This window comes from Pseudooceanicola atlanticus, from assembly GCF_000768315.1.
Taxonomy (GTDB): domain Bacteria; phylum Pseudomonadota; class Alphaproteobacteria; order Rhodobacterales; family Rhodobacteraceae; genus Pseudooceanicola; species Pseudooceanicola atlanticus.
Genome location: NZ_AQQX01000002.1, coordinates 620,807 through 638,169, shown reverse-complemented (window position 1 = coordinate 638,169; position 17,363 = coordinate 620,807). Strand labels below are relative to the sequence as shown.

At 64.1% G+C, this 17,363-nt stretch carries 15 protein-coding genes; all 15 read right to left on the bottom strand.

Features of this window, described 5'->3' with window-relative positions:
* Nucleotides 1-48: 48 nt before the first annotated feature.
* The 15 genes from ATO9_RS07145 to ATO9_RS23410 all read right to left on the bottom strand — a co-directional run bounded on the left by ATO9_RS07145 (nucleotide 49) and on the right by ATO9_RS23410 (nucleotide 17,219).
* Nucleotides 49-1,584, bottom strand: a complete 1,536-nt coding sequence (locus ATO9_RS07145) for an ABC transporter substrate-binding protein (protein WP_043747201.1) — start codon at nucleotides 1,582-1,584, stop codon at nucleotides 49-51.
* Nucleotides 1,585-1,646: 62 nt separating this feature from the next.
* Nucleotides 1,647-3,191, bottom strand: a complete 1,545-nt coding sequence (locus ATO9_RS07140) for a phytoene desaturase family protein (protein WP_043747198.1) — start codon at nucleotides 3,189-3,191, stop codon at nucleotides 1,647-1,649.
* Between the two features lie 4 nt (nucleotides 3,192-3,195).
* The gene (locus ATO9_RS07135) at nucleotides 3,196-4,746 is read right to left on the bottom strand and encodes an indolepyruvate oxidoreductase subunit beta family protein (RefSeq protein WP_043747196.1); all 1,551 of its coding nucleotides are present in this window, start codon (nucleotides 4,744-4,746) and stop codon (nucleotides 3,196-3,198) included.
* Between the two features lie 12 nt (nucleotides 4,747-4,758).
* Complete coding sequence (locus tag ATO9_RS07130; RefSeq protein ID WP_043747194.1) at nucleotides 4,759-6,903, bottom strand: thiamine pyrophosphate-dependent enzyme; 2,145 nt, start codon at nucleotides 6,901-6,903, stop codon at nucleotides 4,759-4,761.
* A gap of 37 nt (nucleotides 6,904-6,940) precedes the next feature.
* Entirely contained in the window at nucleotides 6,941-7,540 is a 600-nt protein-coding gene (locus ATO9_RS07125; RefSeq protein ID WP_043747192.1) for a VOC family protein, read from the bottom strand.
* 45 nt (nucleotides 7,541-7,585) lie between these two features.
* On the bottom strand, nucleotides 7,586-8,032 hold the full coding sequence (locus ATO9_RS07120) for a MarR family winged helix-turn-helix transcriptional regulator (RefSeq protein ID WP_043747190.1): 447 nt from the start codon (nucleotides 8,030-8,032) through the stop codon (nucleotides 7,586-7,588).
* Nucleotides 8,029-9,594 carry a phytoene desaturase family protein gene (locus ATO9_RS07115; protein ID WP_043747188.1) on the bottom strand — a complete coding sequence of 522 codons (1,566 nt, stop codon included), beginning with the start codon at nucleotides 9,592-9,594 and terminating at the stop codon, nucleotides 8,029-8,031. The genes ATO9_RS07120 and ATO9_RS07115 overlap by 4 nt, the downstream gene beginning before the upstream one ends.
* A 3-nt stretch (nucleotides 9,595-9,597) precedes the next feature.
* The gene (locus tag ATO9_RS07110; protein ID WP_043747186.1) at nucleotides 9,598-10,392 is read right to left on the bottom strand and encodes a cyclase family protein; all 795 of its coding nucleotides are present in this window, start codon (nucleotides 10,390-10,392) and stop codon (nucleotides 9,598-9,600) included.
* A gap of 324 nt (nucleotides 10,393-10,716) precedes the next feature.
* Nucleotides 10,717-11,313 (bottom strand): flavin reductase family protein, encoded by a 597-nt coding sequence (locus ATO9_RS07105; RefSeq protein WP_081979479.1) that lies wholly within the window; start codon nucleotides 11,311-11,313, stop codon nucleotides 10,717-10,719.
* A gap of 2 nt (nucleotides 11,314-11,315) precedes the next feature.
* Nucleotides 11,316-12,068, bottom strand: a complete 753-nt coding sequence (locus ATO9_RS07100; RefSeq protein WP_043747184.1) for an HpcH/HpaI aldolase family protein — start codon at nucleotides 12,066-12,068, stop codon at nucleotides 11,316-11,318.
* The gene (locus ATO9_RS07095) at nucleotides 12,065-13,465 is read right to left on the bottom strand and encodes an FAD-binding oxidoreductase (RefSeq protein ID WP_043747182.1); all 1,401 of its coding nucleotides are present in this window, start codon (nucleotides 13,463-13,465) and stop codon (nucleotides 12,065-12,067) included. Before ATO9_RS07095 ends, ATO9_RS07100 begins: the two co-directional genes overlap by 4 nt.
* A gap of 58 nt (nucleotides 13,466-13,523) precedes the next feature.
* Entirely contained in the window at nucleotides 13,524-14,837 is a 1,314-nt protein-coding gene (locus ATO9_RS07090) for a TRAP transporter large permease (protein WP_337588272.1), read from the bottom strand.
* 15 nt (nucleotides 14,838-14,852) lie between these two features.
* On the bottom strand, nucleotides 14,853-15,365 hold the full coding sequence (locus ATO9_RS07085; protein ID WP_043747180.1) for a TRAP transporter small permease: 513 nt from the start codon (nucleotides 15,363-15,365) through the stop codon (nucleotides 14,853-14,855).
* Nucleotides 15,366-15,474: 109 nt separating this feature from the next.
* Nucleotides 15,475-16,467: a TRAP transporter substrate-binding protein DctP gene (gene dctP, locus ATO9_RS07080; RefSeq protein ID WP_043747178.1), complete on the bottom strand. Its 993-nt coding sequence runs from the start codon at nucleotides 16,465-16,467 to the stop codon at nucleotides 15,475-15,477.
* A 32-nt stretch (nucleotides 16,468-16,499) separates the two neighbouring features.
* Nucleotides 16,500-17,219 (bottom strand): GntR family transcriptional regulator, encoded by a 720-nt coding sequence (locus ATO9_RS23410; RefSeq protein ID WP_052418151.1) that lies wholly within the window; start codon nucleotides 17,217-17,219, stop codon nucleotides 16,500-16,502.
* Between the last annotated feature and the right edge of the window lie 144 nt (nucleotides 17,220-17,363).

Below are 17,363 nucleotides of genomic sequence, written 5' to 3'. Positions count from 1 at the left end.
AATCCCGGGCCGACGGATCGGCCCGGGTTATGGTCTTGGATCGTCAGATCAAGCCTGGGAAATCGCCTGCGGCAGCAGGTCGCCCGAGGTGTAGGGCGTGACGCTGACGCTGTCGGCATAGACGATGGGCATCACGTATTGCAGCAGCGGAATGACATAGCCCTGCTCGGTGATGTATTTCGACACGTCCTTGTAGCCCTGGATCCGCGCCTCTTCGTCGGCTTCGCCGAACAGCGGGGCGATCTTTTCGATCAGGTCGGGCGTATCCCAGACGGAGTGGGGCGAGGGGCCGAACATCGCGAACCCGGTCGAAGTCGACGGATCGCCGATCGAGTTACCCCAGTTGTAGAACGCCGCCGGGGCCAGGGTGTCGGTCGCGCGCAGCTCGTAGTGCTTGGCGATCTCGTAGACTTCGATCTCGGCCTCGATACCCACCTTGCGCCACATGCCGACGATGGCCTGGATCATCTCGTAATCCTTGGGCTTGAAGCCGCGGGTCGTCTGGATGGTGAACTTCACCGGGTTCTCGGTGGAGTAACCCGAGGCCGCCAGCAGCTCGACCGCCTTGTCGGGGTCGTAGTCGAAGGTGATGCTTTCGTCATAGGCCGCGTAGCCGGGTGCTTCCAGCGTGGCTAGCGGCACGCCGTAGCCGCGCAGCAGGCGGTCGATGATCAGCTGCTTGTCGATGGCGTGGTGGGCGGCAAGACGGACGTTCTTGTCGGTCATCACCTCGATATCGTTCAGGAAGATCATGCCGATATCGGTGATCGGGATCGCCTCACCGGACAGGCCGTCCTTGGCGATCAGGCGGTCGTAATCCTCGTAGGGCATGTTCACCGTCACGTCCGAGGACCCGGATTCCACCTCGGCGACGCGCGATGCCGCGTCGGTCACGAACTTGATCGTCACAGTCTCGAAATCGGGCTTTTCACCCCAGTAATCGGGGAAGGCCTTCAGGCGGACATAGGCGCCCTGTTCCATGGCGTCGACCATGTAGGGGCCGGTCCCGATCGGGGCTTTCTCGAAGCCCTCGGCGCCGACTTCCTCGTAGTATTTCTTGGGCAGGACGTAGCCGGTCAAGAAGGCCATCCATTTGAACAGGGTCGGTTCGAATTCCAGCACATCGGCGGTGATGGTCTGGCCGTCGATCCGGTAGTTGCCGAACTTGCCCCAGACGAACTGGATCGGGTTGCCGGTTTCGGGATTGCCGGCGCGTTCCAGCGACCAGACGATGTCCTCGGGGGTGAAGTCGTCGCCGTTGTGCCACTTCACGCCTTCGCGGACGGTCATGGTGATGGTCGACTTGTCTTCCGAGAAACCCCAGTCGGTCAGCAGACCGGGTTCGAAGGACAGGTCGGGCTTCTGGCCGACGAAACGGTCGAACACGGCAAGGTAGTAGGATTGCAGCACCGGGTTCACGGCGGCGGGGCCGGTGGTCGGGTCCCAGCTGAGAACCGGAATGTTGTAGGCGATGGTCAGGTTGCTGCCGCTCTGGGCGGACACCGAAAGACCCGAAGCGGCCAGTGCCGCCAGGGCCGAGGACGCGCCCAGAAAGCTGCGTCGGGAGAGAGGGTAGTTGGTCATTTATCGCTCCTGTTGGATTGAGGTGATCCGGTTTGCCGGATTCTGTGGGTGAGTTGGTTGTTTCATGACAGAGCCTGCGCCGTGAAATGGCCGGACCCCGCCCCGGTCCCGGCCCCGGGCCAGCAGGCTGCACCGATCATGTGCAGCCCCTTCACCGGGGTCGTTCCGTCGGCAAAGCCGCGGACCGGACGGAAGAGGAAATTCTGTGACATGTGGTGCGACCCGCAGAGCTGATCGCCGCCCACGAGGTTCGGGTTCTCGGCCTCCAGATCCAGCGGCGACACGGCGTGCTGCCCGAGGATACGGTCGCGTATGCCAGGCGCCTGCGCCTCGATCAGGTCGAGCACCCGTTCGGTCATCGCAGGTTTCACGGCGTCCCAGTCGGTGGCGTCGATCTGACCCGCGGCATCGCCCCGGATCTCGGCCGGTACCACGCGGACCTGCACCCAGAGCGTCTGCTTGCCTTCGGGCGCGCGGCTCGGATCGAAGACCGAGGGCTGGCCGACGACCAGAACCGGCGTCGCGGGCAGCAGGCCCGCCTTGGCCTGGGCATAGGTCTGCGCGGCTGTGTCGATGGAGGACCCGATATGGACATAGGCGAACTGGCCAAGCGCTTCGGCCTTCCACGGCACCGGCCCATCTACCGCAAGGTGCAGCATCATGGTGCCCGGCGCATGGCGGAACGTGGTCAGGCCCTTGTCGAACCGCGCATTGCCCGAGGGGCCCATCAGTCGCGCCAGATGCTTTGGGGCCAGACCGGCCAGCACGGTGTCGGAGTTGATCGTGCGGCCACCGGCCTCGACCCCGGTCACCTTGCCGCCGGCATGGCGGATTGCGGTGACCTCGGTGTTGCATTCGATCCGCCCACCATGGACCTCGATCATTGCGACCAGGGCGTTTGTCACGGTATCCGCGCCGCCCTTGCCGATCACCATGCCCATGGCCTGTCCGGCCATCGCTTCGAGATAGGGAAAGATCGCTCCGCCCGCGACATCGGGTGCGAAATCCAGGTGCATACCCCATGAGGACAGGGCCGCGATCAGGCGCTCGTCCTCGAAGGTTCCGGTCAGCCAGTCGCGGGGCGAGGTCATGAGGAATTGCGCCAGCTCAAGCGTGCCGGCAGTCCCAAGGCGGCGCCAGGTCGACCACAGGAACTTGGCCAGCGGGCCGCGCCGCATCGGCGTGCCCAGCAGACCGCCGACCCCGGCCACGCGTTCGGGGAAATCGGCCATCAGCTGACGCCAGGCCGCTTTGTCCGCGTCGGAGGCAAAGGTCGCGAGGGTTTCCTCGACATCGGTCGAGATCCCGACGTAATCGCCCGGCGTCAGGGCCTGGGCGAAGGGCCGCTGGATCGGGACCAGTTCGAACCCGTGCTTGCCCATCTCTTCGCCATGCGCGGCCATGAAGGCGGACCCGGCGAACATCGACAGGTTCATCGCGGCCACGTCGTGGCGGTACCCCGGCAGGGTCAGTTCCTCGGTGCGGACGGCGCCGCCCGGGGTCGGGCCGCGTTCCAGGATCAGGACGGATTTACCGCCCGCGGCCAGTTCCGCCCCGGCGACAAGACCGTTGATCCCCGATCCGATGATGACAACCTGACCGCCCATGTCGTTACCCCGCAAAGCTGCGCACTGTCGCTAGCGCGCCATCCAGTTTCTCGCCCTTCACGTCGTCCAGCGCGGCGGTGCGCAGGCGGCGCATCCAATCGGCGGCGTCGTCGCGGCCCTTCAGCATGTCCAGCGCCTCCATCACGCGGGCGAACTTGGACAGGCCGCGCGCATGGGTGTCGGAATAGCCCTTGATCAGCCGGTAGTTCGCCAGCAGCTCGGCCGCGAGCGCGCGGTCGGTCTTTGCCGTCTCCAGCACCTTGGCGAACCAGGCATCAACGTGATCCATCTCGGACCGATGGCGCAGCAGGCGGCGGCGCATCGGGCGCAGCGAGGACACGGTCCACAGCATCAGGAAGCCCCGGATGCTGTCGGTGCGGATGCGCCGGCCCTTGTCCAGATTGCGGCCATACCAAGCCTCGAACCCCTTGCGGGATTGCACCCAGCGTCCGATCGGGCGGGGCAGGGTGGTTGCGAATTCCTCGAACCTAGGGTGGAAATATTCCGTCAGCATCAGGACCTGTCCGTCCTGCACCGCGACCTCGCCCTTCACGCGGTCCATCCGGGTGGCGCGGGTCTTGATGTCGGCGACGCGGATCAAGTCGTCATAGCAAAGCGCACGGGCGCAATACTTGGCCGCATTGGAGGTCATGTCGTAGGGTTCGGCATCCAGCGCCGCCACCTGTTCGACCATGTCCAGATATTGCGCGCCGTATTTCACGTCCTGGTAATCGACGACCTTCTGCAGCCCCAGCATCGCCATTTCCTGGGCCGGTGTGGGCAGGGCTGCGATGCGGGCCTCAAGTTTGGCCCATTTCTTCTTCAGCTTGTCCGGTACGACGAGGTTCGGGGCCGGCTTGACCGGCTCGGGTGGCAGGACCGGCACGGCGGTCTTGCCCTCGGCGATGTCACAGGCGTCACGGAAAGCCTTCAGTGAGGCCTCGACCCCGCGGCCCGACTTGCGGATGACCTCTTCATAGCTTTCGCGCGGAAAGGGCAGGGCACCCGACCCGGCCAGCGCCCCCAGAAGCGAGGAGGAGATGACCGACCCCGCGTCCTTGGCCACGGTTTCCATGTCGAAGGCGACGACCTTGTCGGCGGCAATGCCCATGGCCTCGATCACTTCGGGGCCGTTGGCGCGGCCATCGCCGGGGGCGATCTTCTCGGCCACGGCAGGGATCCGGTGGGTCGAGGCGATCATGGTGGTCCGCCCCGGCGTGACAAAGCCCCGCATGATGGCGCGCCCGCCTTCCATCAACTCGGACGCCATAAGGATATCGACATCGCCGATGGCGGGCGACAGGGCAAAGACCGGCATGCGACCGGTATCGCGGCACATCTCGACATAGTAGATCGTGGCGCCCGTCCGCTGCGCCACACCGGCCACGGAGGTGGACTGCGCGCGGTAGCCGTTCGCCTCGGCTACCGCGACAATCCAGTCGGTCAGGACGCCGCCGCCCTGTCCGCCGACAGCCAGTGCCGCGAGGGTGATGATCTTCTCGCCATCCGGGCCGGGGGACCGGCGGGCGATGATCGGTTGGACTGGAATGTTCATGCCGTCATCTCCTCAGGCGTAGACGATGCGTTTGGCGTCACGACGCGATTGCAGCCAGCCCATCAGGCGCTGCGACCGGCTGGCGCTGCGCTTTTCCCGTTCGGTCGGGTTCGACACGACCTCGGCCTGGTAGAAGGACGGGCAGAGCACGGCGGCATCCGCCACCTCGCCGCAATTGCCGCATCCGACACAGGTCTGGTCGATCGAGGCGACCGGATCGTCGCGCAGCGGATCGCCGGTATCCTTGACCGACAGCGACGGGCAGCCCGACAGGCGCATGCAGGCGTGGTCGCCGGTGCAGACGTCCTCGTCGACGCCAAAGCGGGGCTTCACCACGCGCTTGCCATCCTTGACCGCCTTGGCCATCTCGGGCTTCACGCGGCGCTGTTTGTTCAGCATGCATTCCGACGAGGCGACGATGACCTTGGGCCCCTCTTCGGGGGTGGTCAGTGCCTCGGTCAGGGTGTCGCGCATCTTGGTGACGTCATAGGTGCGGTCGATATGCCGGACCCATTTGACGCCCATGCCCTTCACCGCATCGACGATGGAATGCTGTGTTTCCTTGGTCTTGTTCGTCGCGCGGGACGACAGGATATCCTGCCCGCCCGTTGCCGCCGAATAGTAATTGTCGACGATGATGATGACGTTGTCGGACTTGTTGAAGACCGCGTTGCCGATCGACGAGGTCAGGCCGTTATGCCAGAACCCGCCATCGCCCACGAAAGATATTGACCGGCGTCCGCCCTTCTTCTCGTTGCGGAAGGCCGAAGCGGAGGCCGGGCCCAGCCCGTAGCCCATCGTCGTGGCGCCCAGGTCGAAGGGCGGCATGATCGAGAACAGGTGGCACCCGATATCGGAGGAGATGTGATGCTCGCCCAGCTCTTCCTCGACCAGCTTGGTCGCGGCAAAGATCGGGCGCTCCGGGCAGCCGGTGCAGAATCCCGGCGGACGCGCCGGCAGCGTGTCGGTCAAGTCCGGAATGGCGACCGGTTCCTCGTTCGTGGCCACCTTGGTGACTGGCAGCAGACCCGGCGCGTGATCCTGCAGGAACTCTGCGAGGCCATCGACCATCACCTGGCCGGTATATTCGCCGCCCATCGGCAGCTTGCCCTTGCCTTCCAGCTTGATCGACTTCCCGGCCTTGTAGAGCACGTGAGAGATCTGCTGTTCGATATAGTTGGGGAAGCCTTCCTCGACGACCAGCACGGCATCCTTGCCCTCGCAGAAGTCCAGGATCTGGCTGTCCACCAGCGGGTAGACGCAGTTCAGGCACAGGATGTCGATCTGCGTGTCGCCGTAGATATCGGCCAGGTCCAGACGGTTCAGCGCCCGGATCACGGTGTTGTAGCTGCCACCGGTGATGACGAGCCCGATCTTGGAGGCGGGGGTGCCGAAACGTTCGTTGATGCCGCGCTCCAGAATGAATTCCTCGGCCGCGGGGCGGCGCTTGGTCAGCTTTTCCTGTTCGTGGATGTACGTGGCGGGGGGCAGGACGATGCGGTCCAGCTTCCGCTTGGGGTTTTCCAGTGCGTCCGACACGGTCAGTTCCGGCCGCTTGTTGTCCGACGCGGTAAAGCTGCCATGGACGTGGCAGGACCGGATGCCGACTTGCAGCATGACCGGCGTGTTCGAGGCTTCGGACAGCTCGAACGCGTCGCCCACTGTCTTGACGATGGTCGGCAGGTTGGGGCGCGGGTCCAGCATCCAGACCTGGCTCTTCATCGCGAAGGCGTAGGTCCGCTCCTGCATGATCGACGATCCTTCGCCGTAATCCTCGCCGACGATGATGATCGAGCCGCCGGTCACGCCGCCGGATGCCAGGTTCGACAGCGCGTCCGAGGCCACGTTGGTACCGACGACGGATTTGTAGGTTACCGCGCCACGGGTCGGGTAATGAACCGAGGCCGCCAGCATTGCGGTCGCCGTCGCTTCGGATGCGGAGGCTTCGAAATGCACGCCAAGCTCGCCCAGGATCTCCTGCGCATCGGCCAGCACGTCCATCAGGTGAGAGATGGGCGACCCCTGGTAACCGCCGACATAGCCGACGCCGTTTTCAAGCAGGGCCTTGGTGATGGCGAGGATCCCCTCGCCGGTGAAGGTCTCTCCATCGCCTTTCTTCAGTTTCTGGACTTCCTTGGCAAACGAACGTTCGGCCATTGGTGTCTCCTTTCCGGTTCAGGCTGGTTGTTTCGGGTTATTCTGCAGGGGCCTTGGGCGACCACAGGACCGTGTCCGCCTCCGCCTCGTAGGCCATGCCATCGGGATAGCTGATGGCCTCAAGCTGCAGGCCCCAGGGGGCGTAGAAATAGATGATCGACTGGCCCGCGGTCGGGCCGTCGCTTACGGGCAGCGGGCCCCAGTTGTGGCGCACGCCCTTCTCGTCCAGGTAGGCGACGGCGGCGTCGATATCGTCGACATAGATACCGATGTGATGGGCGCCGATATCGCTGTTCTTCTGGGTGATCGTGGCCTGATCGGGCGCGCTGTACTGGAACAGTTCAAGGTTCGCACCAAACCCGCAGCGCATCAGCGTGACCTTTTCGATCACTGCCTTGGGATCGACGCCCAGCAGGTCCTGCATGAAGGTGCCCTCGGGGTCCGACAAGGGGCCGAAGCCGGTCACTTCGGTGCAGCCCAGAACGTCGCTGAAAAAAGTCACGGCCTCGCCAAGGTCGGGCACGGTCATGCCGATATGATCGACACCGCGCATTCCCGGCAGGCCCTCGGCCTGGGAAAGGACAGGGGTCAGGGCGGGGAAAAGGGCAAGTGCGGCGGTCAGGAGGGTGCGTTTCATGATCTGGTCCTGTGGCTGAGGAGAGGGGGCCTTGGCAGTCGGTCTTCAGAAATCGTGGTGGCGGATGTCGTAGAGCACCCGCAGCAGGATGGCGTTCAGGGTGTGGCGTTCGGTCTGGTCCAGTGGCTTCAGCATCGTGTCCTGCATCGCCAGCATGGCAGGCCAGGCCGCCCGGTAGGCGGTTTCGCCCTCGTCGGTCAGGCTGATCATCCGGTAGCGGTTGTCGCCTTCCTGCGCGGATCGCAGGATCAGGCCGGCCTTTTCCATTCCGTCCAGTGTGCGCGACAGCGTGGATTGCTTGATGACGGTCAGAACCGACAATTCATTGATCGTGCAGGGCCCGCCTTCGGCAAGGACGGCCAGCGCACGCATCTGCGCGACGGTCACGCCAACCTCCTTGAGAGAGGATTCCACACCCTTGTTGTACCGGGCCATGATCCGGTTCATCAGGTAGGGCGTGAATTCCTCAAGCTCTTCGGGCCGGTCGATCATGCACCAAGCTCCTTGGCGATGAGGAAGCCGGATCCCCCCGAAAGGCCGGGACCCGGATGCGTCGAGGCGCCGATATGGTACAGGCCCTTGATATCCGTGCCGTGGCGCTTGCTGTCGGAAAACGGGCGCCACAGGAAGAACTGCTCCAGCGTGCATGCGCCACCGTATGGATCGCCGCCGACCAGGTTCATGTTCATGCCTTCCAGGTCGGCAGGCGACAGAGCGCGGCGGGTCACGATCCGGGATTTGAAATCGCGGATATGGTTGGCGAGGATGTCCTCGATCCGGTCGGCATAGGCTTCGCGGAGGGTGTCGGTCCATTCGCCGTTTTCCGGCGTGTCGATGGTGCCGGCAGCATCGCCCTTCACCATGCGCGGCGCTTCGGGCAGCTGAAGCCACAGCACGCTCTTGCCCTTATGTGCACGGGACGGATCGGCGGCGCAGGGTTGGCCGACGCAGATCGTGGGCACTTCGGGCAGCAGGCCGCGCTCGGCCTCGTTGACGGCCTTGGACACACCGTCCAGACCCGGCGTCATGTGCAGCAGCTGCACGTTTTCCAGACCCGGCGTGGTCCAGTCGACATCGCCGTCCAGCACGTAATGCAGCTGGAAGTCGCCGCGGCCATAGCGGTACTTGCGCAAATCTTCGGCGCGGTCGGTCGCCGGCGCCAGGCGTTCATAGAGCTGATGCGGCGTGACCGAGGCCAGAACCTTGTCGGCGGCGATCTTCTCTCCGCCCGTCAGGACCAGCCCGGTGACCCGGTCACCCGAGGTCGTGATTTCGGCGACTTCAGCCCCGCAGCGGACCGTGCCGCCGTTTTCCTCGATGATCGCGACCAGTCCGCGGACCATCTGAGCCGCGCCTCCCTTGACGACGGGCGCGCCCGCGGCCTCCAGCGCAAAGCCGATCACCTGGCCCATCTGCCCGGAAAACGCGGCTTCGGGGCCAAGGCCCGCATGCAGGCACCACGGCGCCCAGAGCGCGCGGGTCAGGTCGCCGTCGAAAGAGGTTTCCAGCCAGCCGCGCATGGATTGCAGCGCGTCACCCATCGTCGCGGCCAGCCCGCGCGGGCCCCGCGACCAGGCTTCCTTGGCCATCAGCTTGGCGGTGGATTTCGACCACGGATCGCCGCCCATCAGCCCGAACAGCAGGTTCGCATTGGCCCCGAACGTGTCCAGATCGGCGGCCAGTTGCTGGCCATCGCCGTCGGACACCGCGTTGAAGGCCGCGACATTGGCGCTCCGATCCATCTTGTAGACCAGCGCCTGCCCGTCGGGCATCAGCACGCCGGTCGGCGTATCGGTCGCACAGAATTCGACACCGTGCCGGGCCAGGTCTTCGCCAAGCGCGCCATGCGCGGCACCCGTGACCCAAAGCACGAAAGTGGTGGCGAGGGGATCATGGCTGACCCCCTCGGCCATGTCTTCGGTCCGCATGCAGCCACCCGCGACATCCTCGCGTTCAAAAAGCGCGACGCGCTTGCCGGCCTTTGCCAGCATTGCGCCGGCGGTCAGGGCATTGATCCCCGACCCGACGATGGCGATATCGACTGCGTTGGACATGGCTCAGGCCGCCGGAACCATGGCGATGGCGCGGATCGGGGACCCGGTGCCTTCGACGATCTTCAGCGGTGCGGTCACCAGGATCGCGCCCTTGGCCGGAAGCTCCTTGAGGTTGGTCAGCGAGGCCAGGCCGTAGCGGTTGTGCTTGTGCAGCAGGTTGTGCGCGGGGAAGGGGATTTCGAACCCACCGGCGGCGCCCGCATCGGTACCGATGCACTGCGACCCCCAGCCAAGCGCCTTGCGGTCTTCCATCAGGTACTGGATGACCTCTGCGGTCGGCCCGGGGGTGTGGGGGCCATTCTCGTCCGCGTTCAGGAACTTGTCCTCGTCGGTGTTGTACTGGTCCCAGTCGGTGCGCATCAGCACCCACTCACCTTCCTTGATCTCGCCGTGCTCGGCCTCCCAGGCCTTCACGTGATCCACGGTCAGAAGGAAGTCCGGATCCGCAGCGCTTTCGGCGGAACAGTCGATGACGTTCGCGGGCGCCATGAAGTACTGCGGATTGATCGTGTCCACCGATCCGTCCGGGTAATCCTTGCCGGTGATCCAGTGATGCGGCGCGTCGTAATGGGTGCCGGAATGTTCACCGAGCTTCAGCCAGTTCCACGCCCAGAACGGACCACGGTCACCGTATTTCGAGATCGGATGAATCTCGATCGGCGGGGTCTGGTCGGCGATTTCGTCCGGCAGCTTCAACAGCGGTGTCTTGGGGCCGAGCGGGGCCGTGCAATCGACGATCTTGATCGATCCGTCGAGCAGTGCGCCTGCCAGCTGAGCCAGGGTATCCTTGGCGGTCATGGTGGTCTCCCTCTGTCGATGTCTTTGGTTTCTAAAAAGTAAGATATGCAAATGCATGTACTTTTCTGCTTCAAGTTCAAAGCTTTTTTTCCGCCGCACCTGCACTGCAAATCATGCGGCAGTGCAGCAACCCCAACGGAATAAAGGAAATTCGCGGATCCCGCAGGATCCGCGTTGCAAATATGTGCAAAATAATTGTGCAGAGAGGGCGGATTTTCGGTCGTTTTGCAGACATATCGCGCGCCCGAATCCCTTCGGAGCGCATCGCAGGCGCCCGCGATACGGTAAAATTACTTTAGATCTGAAGTATAAACCGTCCGGTCGTCAGGGCTGGAACCGGTCCCGCGTGGTGGCATAGCTCATGGCGCCCACCCGACCGACCGTGTCGAGGATCGTCTGGTCGATGCGGCCCTCTGCGGTGATCGCGTCCTCGCGCAGGTGGAACCCGACGATGGTGCCGACCACGATGTCCCGCGCCGGACCCAGCTCAAGCGTCGTGTGCAGGCGGCATTCCATCGCCACGGGAGCCGTGGCGATCCGGGGGATGTCGATTGCCGTGCCGGGAACCGTCGGAATGCCGTTCAGGGACAGCTCGTCCTCGCCCGGTTCGACCGGCGCGCCACAGGCATCCATCTGCGCGGTCAGCGCATGATCGGCGATATGCACCGTGAAGATACCGGTTTTCAGGATGTTGTGCGCGGTATCCTTGCGCCGCCCGTCCAGCCGCGGTTCGATTCCGATGGCCAGTGTCGCAGGATCGTGGCTCAGCAGACCGAAAAAGGAAAACGGTGCCGCATTCGCGACGCCCTCCGGGCTGACGCTCGTGACGAAGGCCACCGGGCGCGGGGTCACGGAATTGGCCATGAGGCGGTAGCGTTCGACGGGATCGGTCGCGTCGAAATCGAAAAAGCGGTGGTCCATATTCAGGTCTTTCCGGTCTTGAGCGGTGCAAAGGCGGCATCTGTCGCCAGAGACAGGTACATCGCGTCCGATCCTTCGATGACGAAGGACAGCTGCTCCAGCCACCGGGCCGAGCTGTCGCGGTCGGGCGAGAAGATGCCAACCGGCATATCCGCCGCCCGGGCAGTGTCGAGAATGCCGGGAATGACCTCGTCCACGCTCTTGTCCGATCCGCGGGCGGCCAGGTCGACACCCAGGTCGCCCGGGCCGACGAGGATCAGGTCGATGCCAGGCACGGCGATGATCTCTGCCAGGTTTTCGATGGCGGTCATGGTCTCGATCTGGACCATCACGAGTGTGTCCTGGCGGGCGCGGGCGATGTAGCCCGGAATGTCCCGCAGGTAACCGGCCGCGCGCCCCGGTCCGGCGCCGCGGCACCCTTCGGGCGGGAAACGCGCATAGCGCACGACGGCGCGCGCCTCTTCGGCAGTCGAGACATGCGGCACCAGGACCCCGCAGGCCCCGGCATCCAGCGCGGCGGCGATATTCTGCCCCGACAGCCCGCGCACCCGCACCAACGCGGGCAGGCCAGCCACGTCGGCGGCGCGGATCATGTCCGTCATTACCGCATCGCTGATCGGGCTGTGTTCGGTGTCGATGCACAGGAAATCCGGTCCGGCCCCGGCGACGATCTCGGCGGTCATGGCCGACGGGATCGACAGGAATGGGCCACGCAGGGGCGCCCGTTCCTGCACCTTGCGGCGAAGCGAGGTCATGCAGCCTGCCCTTCGTCAAAGCTCTTTCCGGGGTTCAGGATGCCCTTGGGGTCCATCACCTGCTTGATGCCGCGCATCACCGCGATCTCATCGGCGCTGCGGGAATAGCCCAGGTAATCGCGCTTTATCGCGCCGATGCCATGTTCCGCCGAAACCGTGCCGCCCAGGTCGCGGGTGATGCCGTAGACGCAGGCCTTGATCTCTTTCTCGGGCTGGTTCTGTCCGGCCTCGGGCACGTTGATCACGACATGCAGGTTGGAATCCCCGATATGCCCGTAGGATAGCGTCCGCGCCGAGGGGAACAGCGCATGAACCTCGGCCTCGATCCGTGTCACGGCCTCGTCCATCTTGCCGATGGGGATCCCGACGTCGAAGGGGATCACCGGGCCCAGCACCCTTTCGTATTCCGCCGGGCTTTCCCGCACGGCCCAGAGCGCGCGTTCCTCCTTGACCGAATTCGCGATGACGCCATCGCCGACCAGCCCATCCTCGAACGCTTTCTCCAGCAATGTCTCCACGGCCGTTCGGGTGCCTTCCTTGTCGAACCCGGTGGCCTCGATGATGACATAGGCGCCGTGCTTGCCTGCCAGTGGCGATCCCAGCCCCGTACCCTCCGACATGATGTCGAAGAAGCTGGGCCACATGACCTCGAAACTCGACAGCATCGGACCAAGCGTTTCCCGTGCCGTCCGCAAAAGGCCGATCACCTCGGACGTGCCGCCACAGCCGACAAAGGCGGTTTCCTTGGCGGGCGGCAGCGGATGCAGCCGCAGCACGCAGCGGGTGATGATGCCCAGCAGCCCCTCGGTCCCGATGAACAGGTGTTTCAGGTCCAGTGCCGCATTGTTCTTGAGCATGGTGTTCATGCCGTCGATGACGGTGCCGTCGGCCAAAACAACCTCGAGGCCCAGCACGTGATCCCGCGCCATGCCGTAACGTACCACGGTGTTGCCGCCGGCATTGGTGGCCAGCACCCCGCCCAGCTGGCAGGACCCGCGCGATCCGATGTCGATGCCCAGGAACAGGCCCTTGTCCCGCGCGGCCTCCTGCGCGGTTTCCAGGACAACGCCGGCCCCCGCGATCAATGTGCCGGCATCGGTGTCGATACCCTCGATCCGGTCGAGTTTCTCAAGGCTCAGGACGATGCCGCGCGCCACCGGATGCGCGCCGCCGGAAATCCCGGTCAGCCCGCCCTGCGGCACAACCGGCACACCCTCGGAGTGGCAGGCCGCCATGATCTCCGACACCTCCTCGGTGGTGCGGGGACGAACGAGGGCCAGCGGCACGACAGGTGCCAGGCCGGCCCAGTCATGGTGGTACTTCTCGGGGCTTTCCGCCCCGGCCGTCACGACGGACGGTCCGAAGCGGTCAATCAGTGTTTCGACGAAGCCGCTCATGCGCGGGCCCCCGAGGTCGGGCAGTACATTCTCAACAGGTCCTTCATTGTTTGGGCGCCTACATCAGCGACGGGATGAACGTCGCAAGGATCGGGAAGGCGATCACCAGGGCAACCAGCAGGAAGACGCAGGCGATATACGGCAAGGCCGCGCGCGCAACTTCCTGCAGGGTCGTGCCTTTCGGACTGACACCGTGCATCACGAACAGCAGCAGGCCAAAAGGCGGGGTGGTAAAGCTGACCTCCAGCATCAGCAGCATGATCAGGCCCCACCAGATCATGTCGAATTGCAGCGACATGGCCAGCGGCACGAAGATGGGCAGCGTGATCAGCATCATCGACACCTGGTCCATGAACATGCCGAGGATCAGCAGGATCAGCGCCATGATCAGCAGGGTCTGCGTCGGCCCCATCTCCAGTGACGTTGCCCAGCGGACGAACCCGGCCGAAGCGCCGGAAAACGCCAGCAGCTGCGCAAAGGTCGACGAGGCGGTGATCAGCAGGAAGGTCATGCCGGTCACGCGGGCCGCATCGGTGATCGCGGTGCTGATCGCCTTGAAGTCCAGCGCCTTGAAGATCAGCGCCAGCACGGCAACGGCGAGGATGCCAAGCGCGCCGCTTTCGGTCGGGGTGGCCACGCCGGTCAGGATCGACCCGACCACGGCAAAGATGATCGCCGCCATCGGCAGGATATCCCGGCAGAAAATCTTGATCCGCTCGCTGACGGGCTTGGGCACGTAATCGTACATCGGCGCGGCATCGGGATCGATCTTGGACTGAACGAAGATCAGGATCGCGTAGAAGATCGCCAGGATCACGCCGGGGATGAGACCGGCAACCAGCAGCCCGCCGATGTCGATTCGCGCGAGCGAGCCGAAGAGAACCGCAAGGGTGGAGGGCGGAATGATCACGGCAAGGCCGCCCGAGCCCAGGATCGGCCCGATCGCCATATGCTTCTTGTAGCCGCGCTTGACCATCTCGGGCACCATCAGCGTGCCCAGCATGCCGGTATTGGCCAGCGACGATCCCGACAGCGCCGCGAACACGGTGCCTGAGGTCACGGTCAGGTAGGACAGGCGCGCCGGCAGGCGGCCGATCAGCACGTCGATCGCGTCCAGCACCCGCCGGGCCAGGCCCGAATGGAAGAACAGCGATCCCATCACCAGGAAGAGCGGCACCGGGGCCAGCGAATAGGTCGACACGGCCATGGTGGCGTTGGCGACCATCTGGGTGATGCCGCGCTCGCCACCCATGAAGAAATAGGTGCCGATGACGTTGATCACCAGAAAGCCGAGCGCCACCGGCAGGCCGATCCCCATGGACAGCAGCAGGCCGCCGATGAGAATTGCAATCGAAAGGGTCCAGTCCATCATGGTCGTGTTCTTTCCTTAAAGGCCGGCATGCGCGTCAGCGCTGGCATCGAAGAAGCTCTGGCCCTTGGGCAGGAAGGCGAGGAACTGAAGCCCGCCAAAGAAGAACCCGATAGGCATGGTCGAATAGACACCCCACATGGGCATGTCGTAGGCGCGCACCTCGTAGCTGCCGTCGGCCCAACCCTTCAGGAAGGAATCGAGGCTGTACCAGGTCATGTAGAAGCAGATCGCGGCCGAAATGATGTGCAGCGCGGTTTCCCACCCCTTGCGCATCCGCTCGGGCATGTAGGTCAGCAGAATACCGACGAAGACATGGCCGCGCGTCATCACGAGGTAGGGCAGCACCAGGAAGGTCAGGTGCAGCATCGCGTATTCCACCGTGTTCACCGCCCAGATCGCGGTCGGCAGGCCCAGGTTCCGGGACAGCACGTCGTAATTCACGATAAAGACGATCGCCAGGACCAGCAGGCAGCCCAGCACGAACAGCAGTTTCGATATCAGGTCGATCAATTGGAGCATCGGGCGCATCGTGGGGTCCTTCGCGTCTGGAAGTGAGAGGCGGTCGCCGGAGGGAACAGGCGGAGTGAAATCAAAGGGGGACCGGGCGGGGCCATGCGGCGCCCGCCCGGAACTCGGATCAGAAGTCTTCGAAGAAGAGCTCTTTCAGTTCGTCATGCATCGTCGGGTCACGCTCTTTCAGGCGAGCCCATGCGATGTCGTAGGCCTTGGTCAGGAACAGGTCGGCCTGTTCGCCTTCCAAAGTGATCGTTTCGATCCCGCCTTCGGCCATGGCCTTGGTTTCGGTTTCGATCAGCTCTTTCTCGGCTTCGTAGGAGGCGATCTCGTGATCGATGGCGGCCTGGTTGACGATTTCCTTGGCTTCGTCGGAAAGGCCGTTCCAGGTGTCCAGGTTGATGGAGATCAGAACGTCGGTCTGGAAGAAGCCCGGATCGATCCGGTACTTGATGAACTTGTCCCAGCCAAAGTCGCGGATGCCCGAGATCGGGTAGCCGGTGCCGTCGACGACGCCACGCTCGAGAGAGGTGTAGACCTCGCCCGCGGCCTGGACCACGATGGTCGCGCCGAGTTCCTCAAAGAATGCACGGTAAAGCGGCGAGGTGCGCAGGCGCAGACCCGACAGGTCGACTTGGCCGTCCTCGGTGGTGCCGGGGCGTTCGGTGGTCCAAAGGTGGAACCCGGCGCCGCCATCGACATGGGCCAGGATATGGGTGTTGGCCTTCTCGTGATAGGCCTTGTTCACCAGCTCCAGGCCGCCGTTTTCACGGGTGGTCATCGGGTCCAGGTTGGAGCCGGCAAAGGCTTCGCCCTCGGGCACCAGGTTCAGGTACAAACCGGCGGGCAGAAGGAACATGTCCGCGATGCCGTTCATCTGGGCTTCGCCCATGCGTTCGTTCGGGATGACCTCGGGGCCGCCGATCACCTGGATCTGGACGACGCCTTCACCGCGTTCGTTCACCAGGTCCACGAACTTCATGAAGTTCTTGGAAAACGACACCTGGGCAGGGGTGAAAGTGACGGCGCGGATGATCTCCTGGGCCGAGGCAGCGGACGCCGAAATCCCGATCAGGGCTGCGGCGGCGACGCCTTTGAGAAAGCTGTAATTCTTCATTTGGTCCTCACAGTGTTGAAGCGGCCCGGTCGCTAACCGACCTTGTTGCTGGCCATCGGGTCTTGCCCGGTCCTTTCGGACGCGGGAGGGGCTTGCAGAATGCGTTCCGCATCGGCCTGTTCGAAGAACGACAGGGCGGCATCCACAAAATCCTGCATGGCCGCGTGGGCCATGTCGGTGTCTCGGTTCTCGAAAGCGGCCAACAGCCGCGCGGTGCCCTCTCCGGCCGCCTTGCGCCCCTCTGCGGAATGCAGGGTCGCGGCGCGGACCAGGTGCACCTGAAGGTGAAAGCGCACCAGCGTCTCGCGCATCCGGTCGTTCCGGATGCGATCGAACCAGAAGGCGCGGAAGGCACGATTCGCCTGCGCCGATTCCTCCGGCGTGGTCGAAGCGATGACCGCCCCGTGCAGGCGCCTGAAGCGGGCCATGTCCTCGTCCCGGGCCTGCGCCACGACCGTGGCAAAGGCGACGGGTTCCAGCGCGCGGCGAATTTCGAAGATGTCGCGGACGTCTTCCATCGACGGATGCACAACGACGTAGCCGGTCGGCCGGACGCTTTCGATCAGCCCGTCCTTTTCCAGGCGGCTCAACGCTTCGCGGACCGGGGTGCGGGACACGTCCAGGGCCCTTGCGATCTCGGCCTCGATCAGCCGGTCGCCCGCCGACCGCCTGTGCATGACAAGATCATCCAGCAGGTCCTTGTAGACCATGTTGCCAAGCGGTTCCGTTTTCTTGCGCAAAGGAATGTACATGAGCATCCACGCTGGGTTTCTCTGTATACCTTTAAGTATGAAATAAATATTGCAAGAAGAATCTGTGACACTCGCACGAATAAAGGGATTCGCGCGTAATGGCGCGGCGTTCAGGGTGATTCAGTGTTTTGAACGTGTAGCTTT

Bases quoted from the DNA above. Each gene is read 5' to 3' on its own strand.
- ATO9_RS07090 (WP_337588272.1), bottom strand. From the start codon at position 14,837: ATGATGGACTGGACCCTTTCGATTGCAATTCTCATCGGCGGCCTGCTG.
- ATO9_RS07125 (WP_043747192.1), bottom strand. From the start codon at position 7,540: ATGAAACGCACCCTCCTGACCGCCGCACTTGCCCTTTTCCCCGCCCTG.
- ATO9_RS07110 (WP_043747186.1), bottom strand. From the start codon at position 10,392: ATGACCGCCAAGGATACCCTGGCTCAGCTGGCAGGCGCACTGCTCGAC.
- ATO9_RS07130 (WP_043747194.1), bottom strand. From the start codon at position 6,903: ATGGCCGAACGTTCGTTTGCCAAGGAAGTCCAGAAACTGAAGAAAGGC.
- ATO9_RS07115 (WP_043747188.1), bottom strand. From the start codon at position 9,594: ATGTCCAACGCAGTCGATATCGCCATCGTCGGGTCGGGGATCAATGCC.
- dctP (WP_043747178.1), bottom strand. From the start codon at position 16,467: ATGAAGAATTACAGCTTTCTCAAAGGCGTCGCCGCCGCAGCCCTGATC.
- ATO9_RS07105 (WP_081979479.1), bottom strand. From the start codon at position 11,313: ATGGACCACCGCTTTTTCGATTTCGACGCGACCGATCCCGTCGAACGC.
- ATO9_RS07140 (WP_043747198.1), bottom strand. From the start codon at position 3,191: ATGGGCGGTCAGGTTGTCATCATCGGATCGGGGATCAACGGTCTTGTC.
- ATO9_RS07085 (WP_043747180.1), bottom strand. From the start codon at position 15,365: ATGCGCCCGATGCTCCAATTGATCGACCTGATATCGAAACTGCTGTTC.
- ATO9_RS07135 (WP_043747196.1), bottom strand. From the start codon at position 4,746: ATGAACATTCCAGTCCAACCGATCATCGCCCGCCGGTCCCCCGGCCCG.
- ATO9_RS07095 (WP_043747182.1), bottom strand. From the start codon at position 13,465: ATGAGCGGCTTCGTCGAAACACTGATTGACCGCTTCGGACCGTCCGTC.
- ATO9_RS07100 (WP_043747184.1), bottom strand. From the start codon at position 12,068: ATGACCTCGCTTCGCCGCAAGGTGCAGGAACGGGCGCCCCTGCGTGGC.
- ATO9_RS23410 (WP_052418151.1), bottom strand. From the start codon at position 17,219: ATGTACATTCCTTTGCGCAAGAAAACGGAACCGCTTGGCAACATGGTC.
- ATO9_RS07120 (WP_043747190.1), bottom strand. From the start codon at position 8,032: ATGATCGACCGGCCCGAAGAGCTTGAGGAATTCACGCCCTACCTGATG.
- ATO9_RS07145 (WP_043747201.1), bottom strand. From the start codon at position 1,584: ATGACCAACTACCCTCTCTCCCGACGCAGCTTTCTGGGCGCGTCCTCG.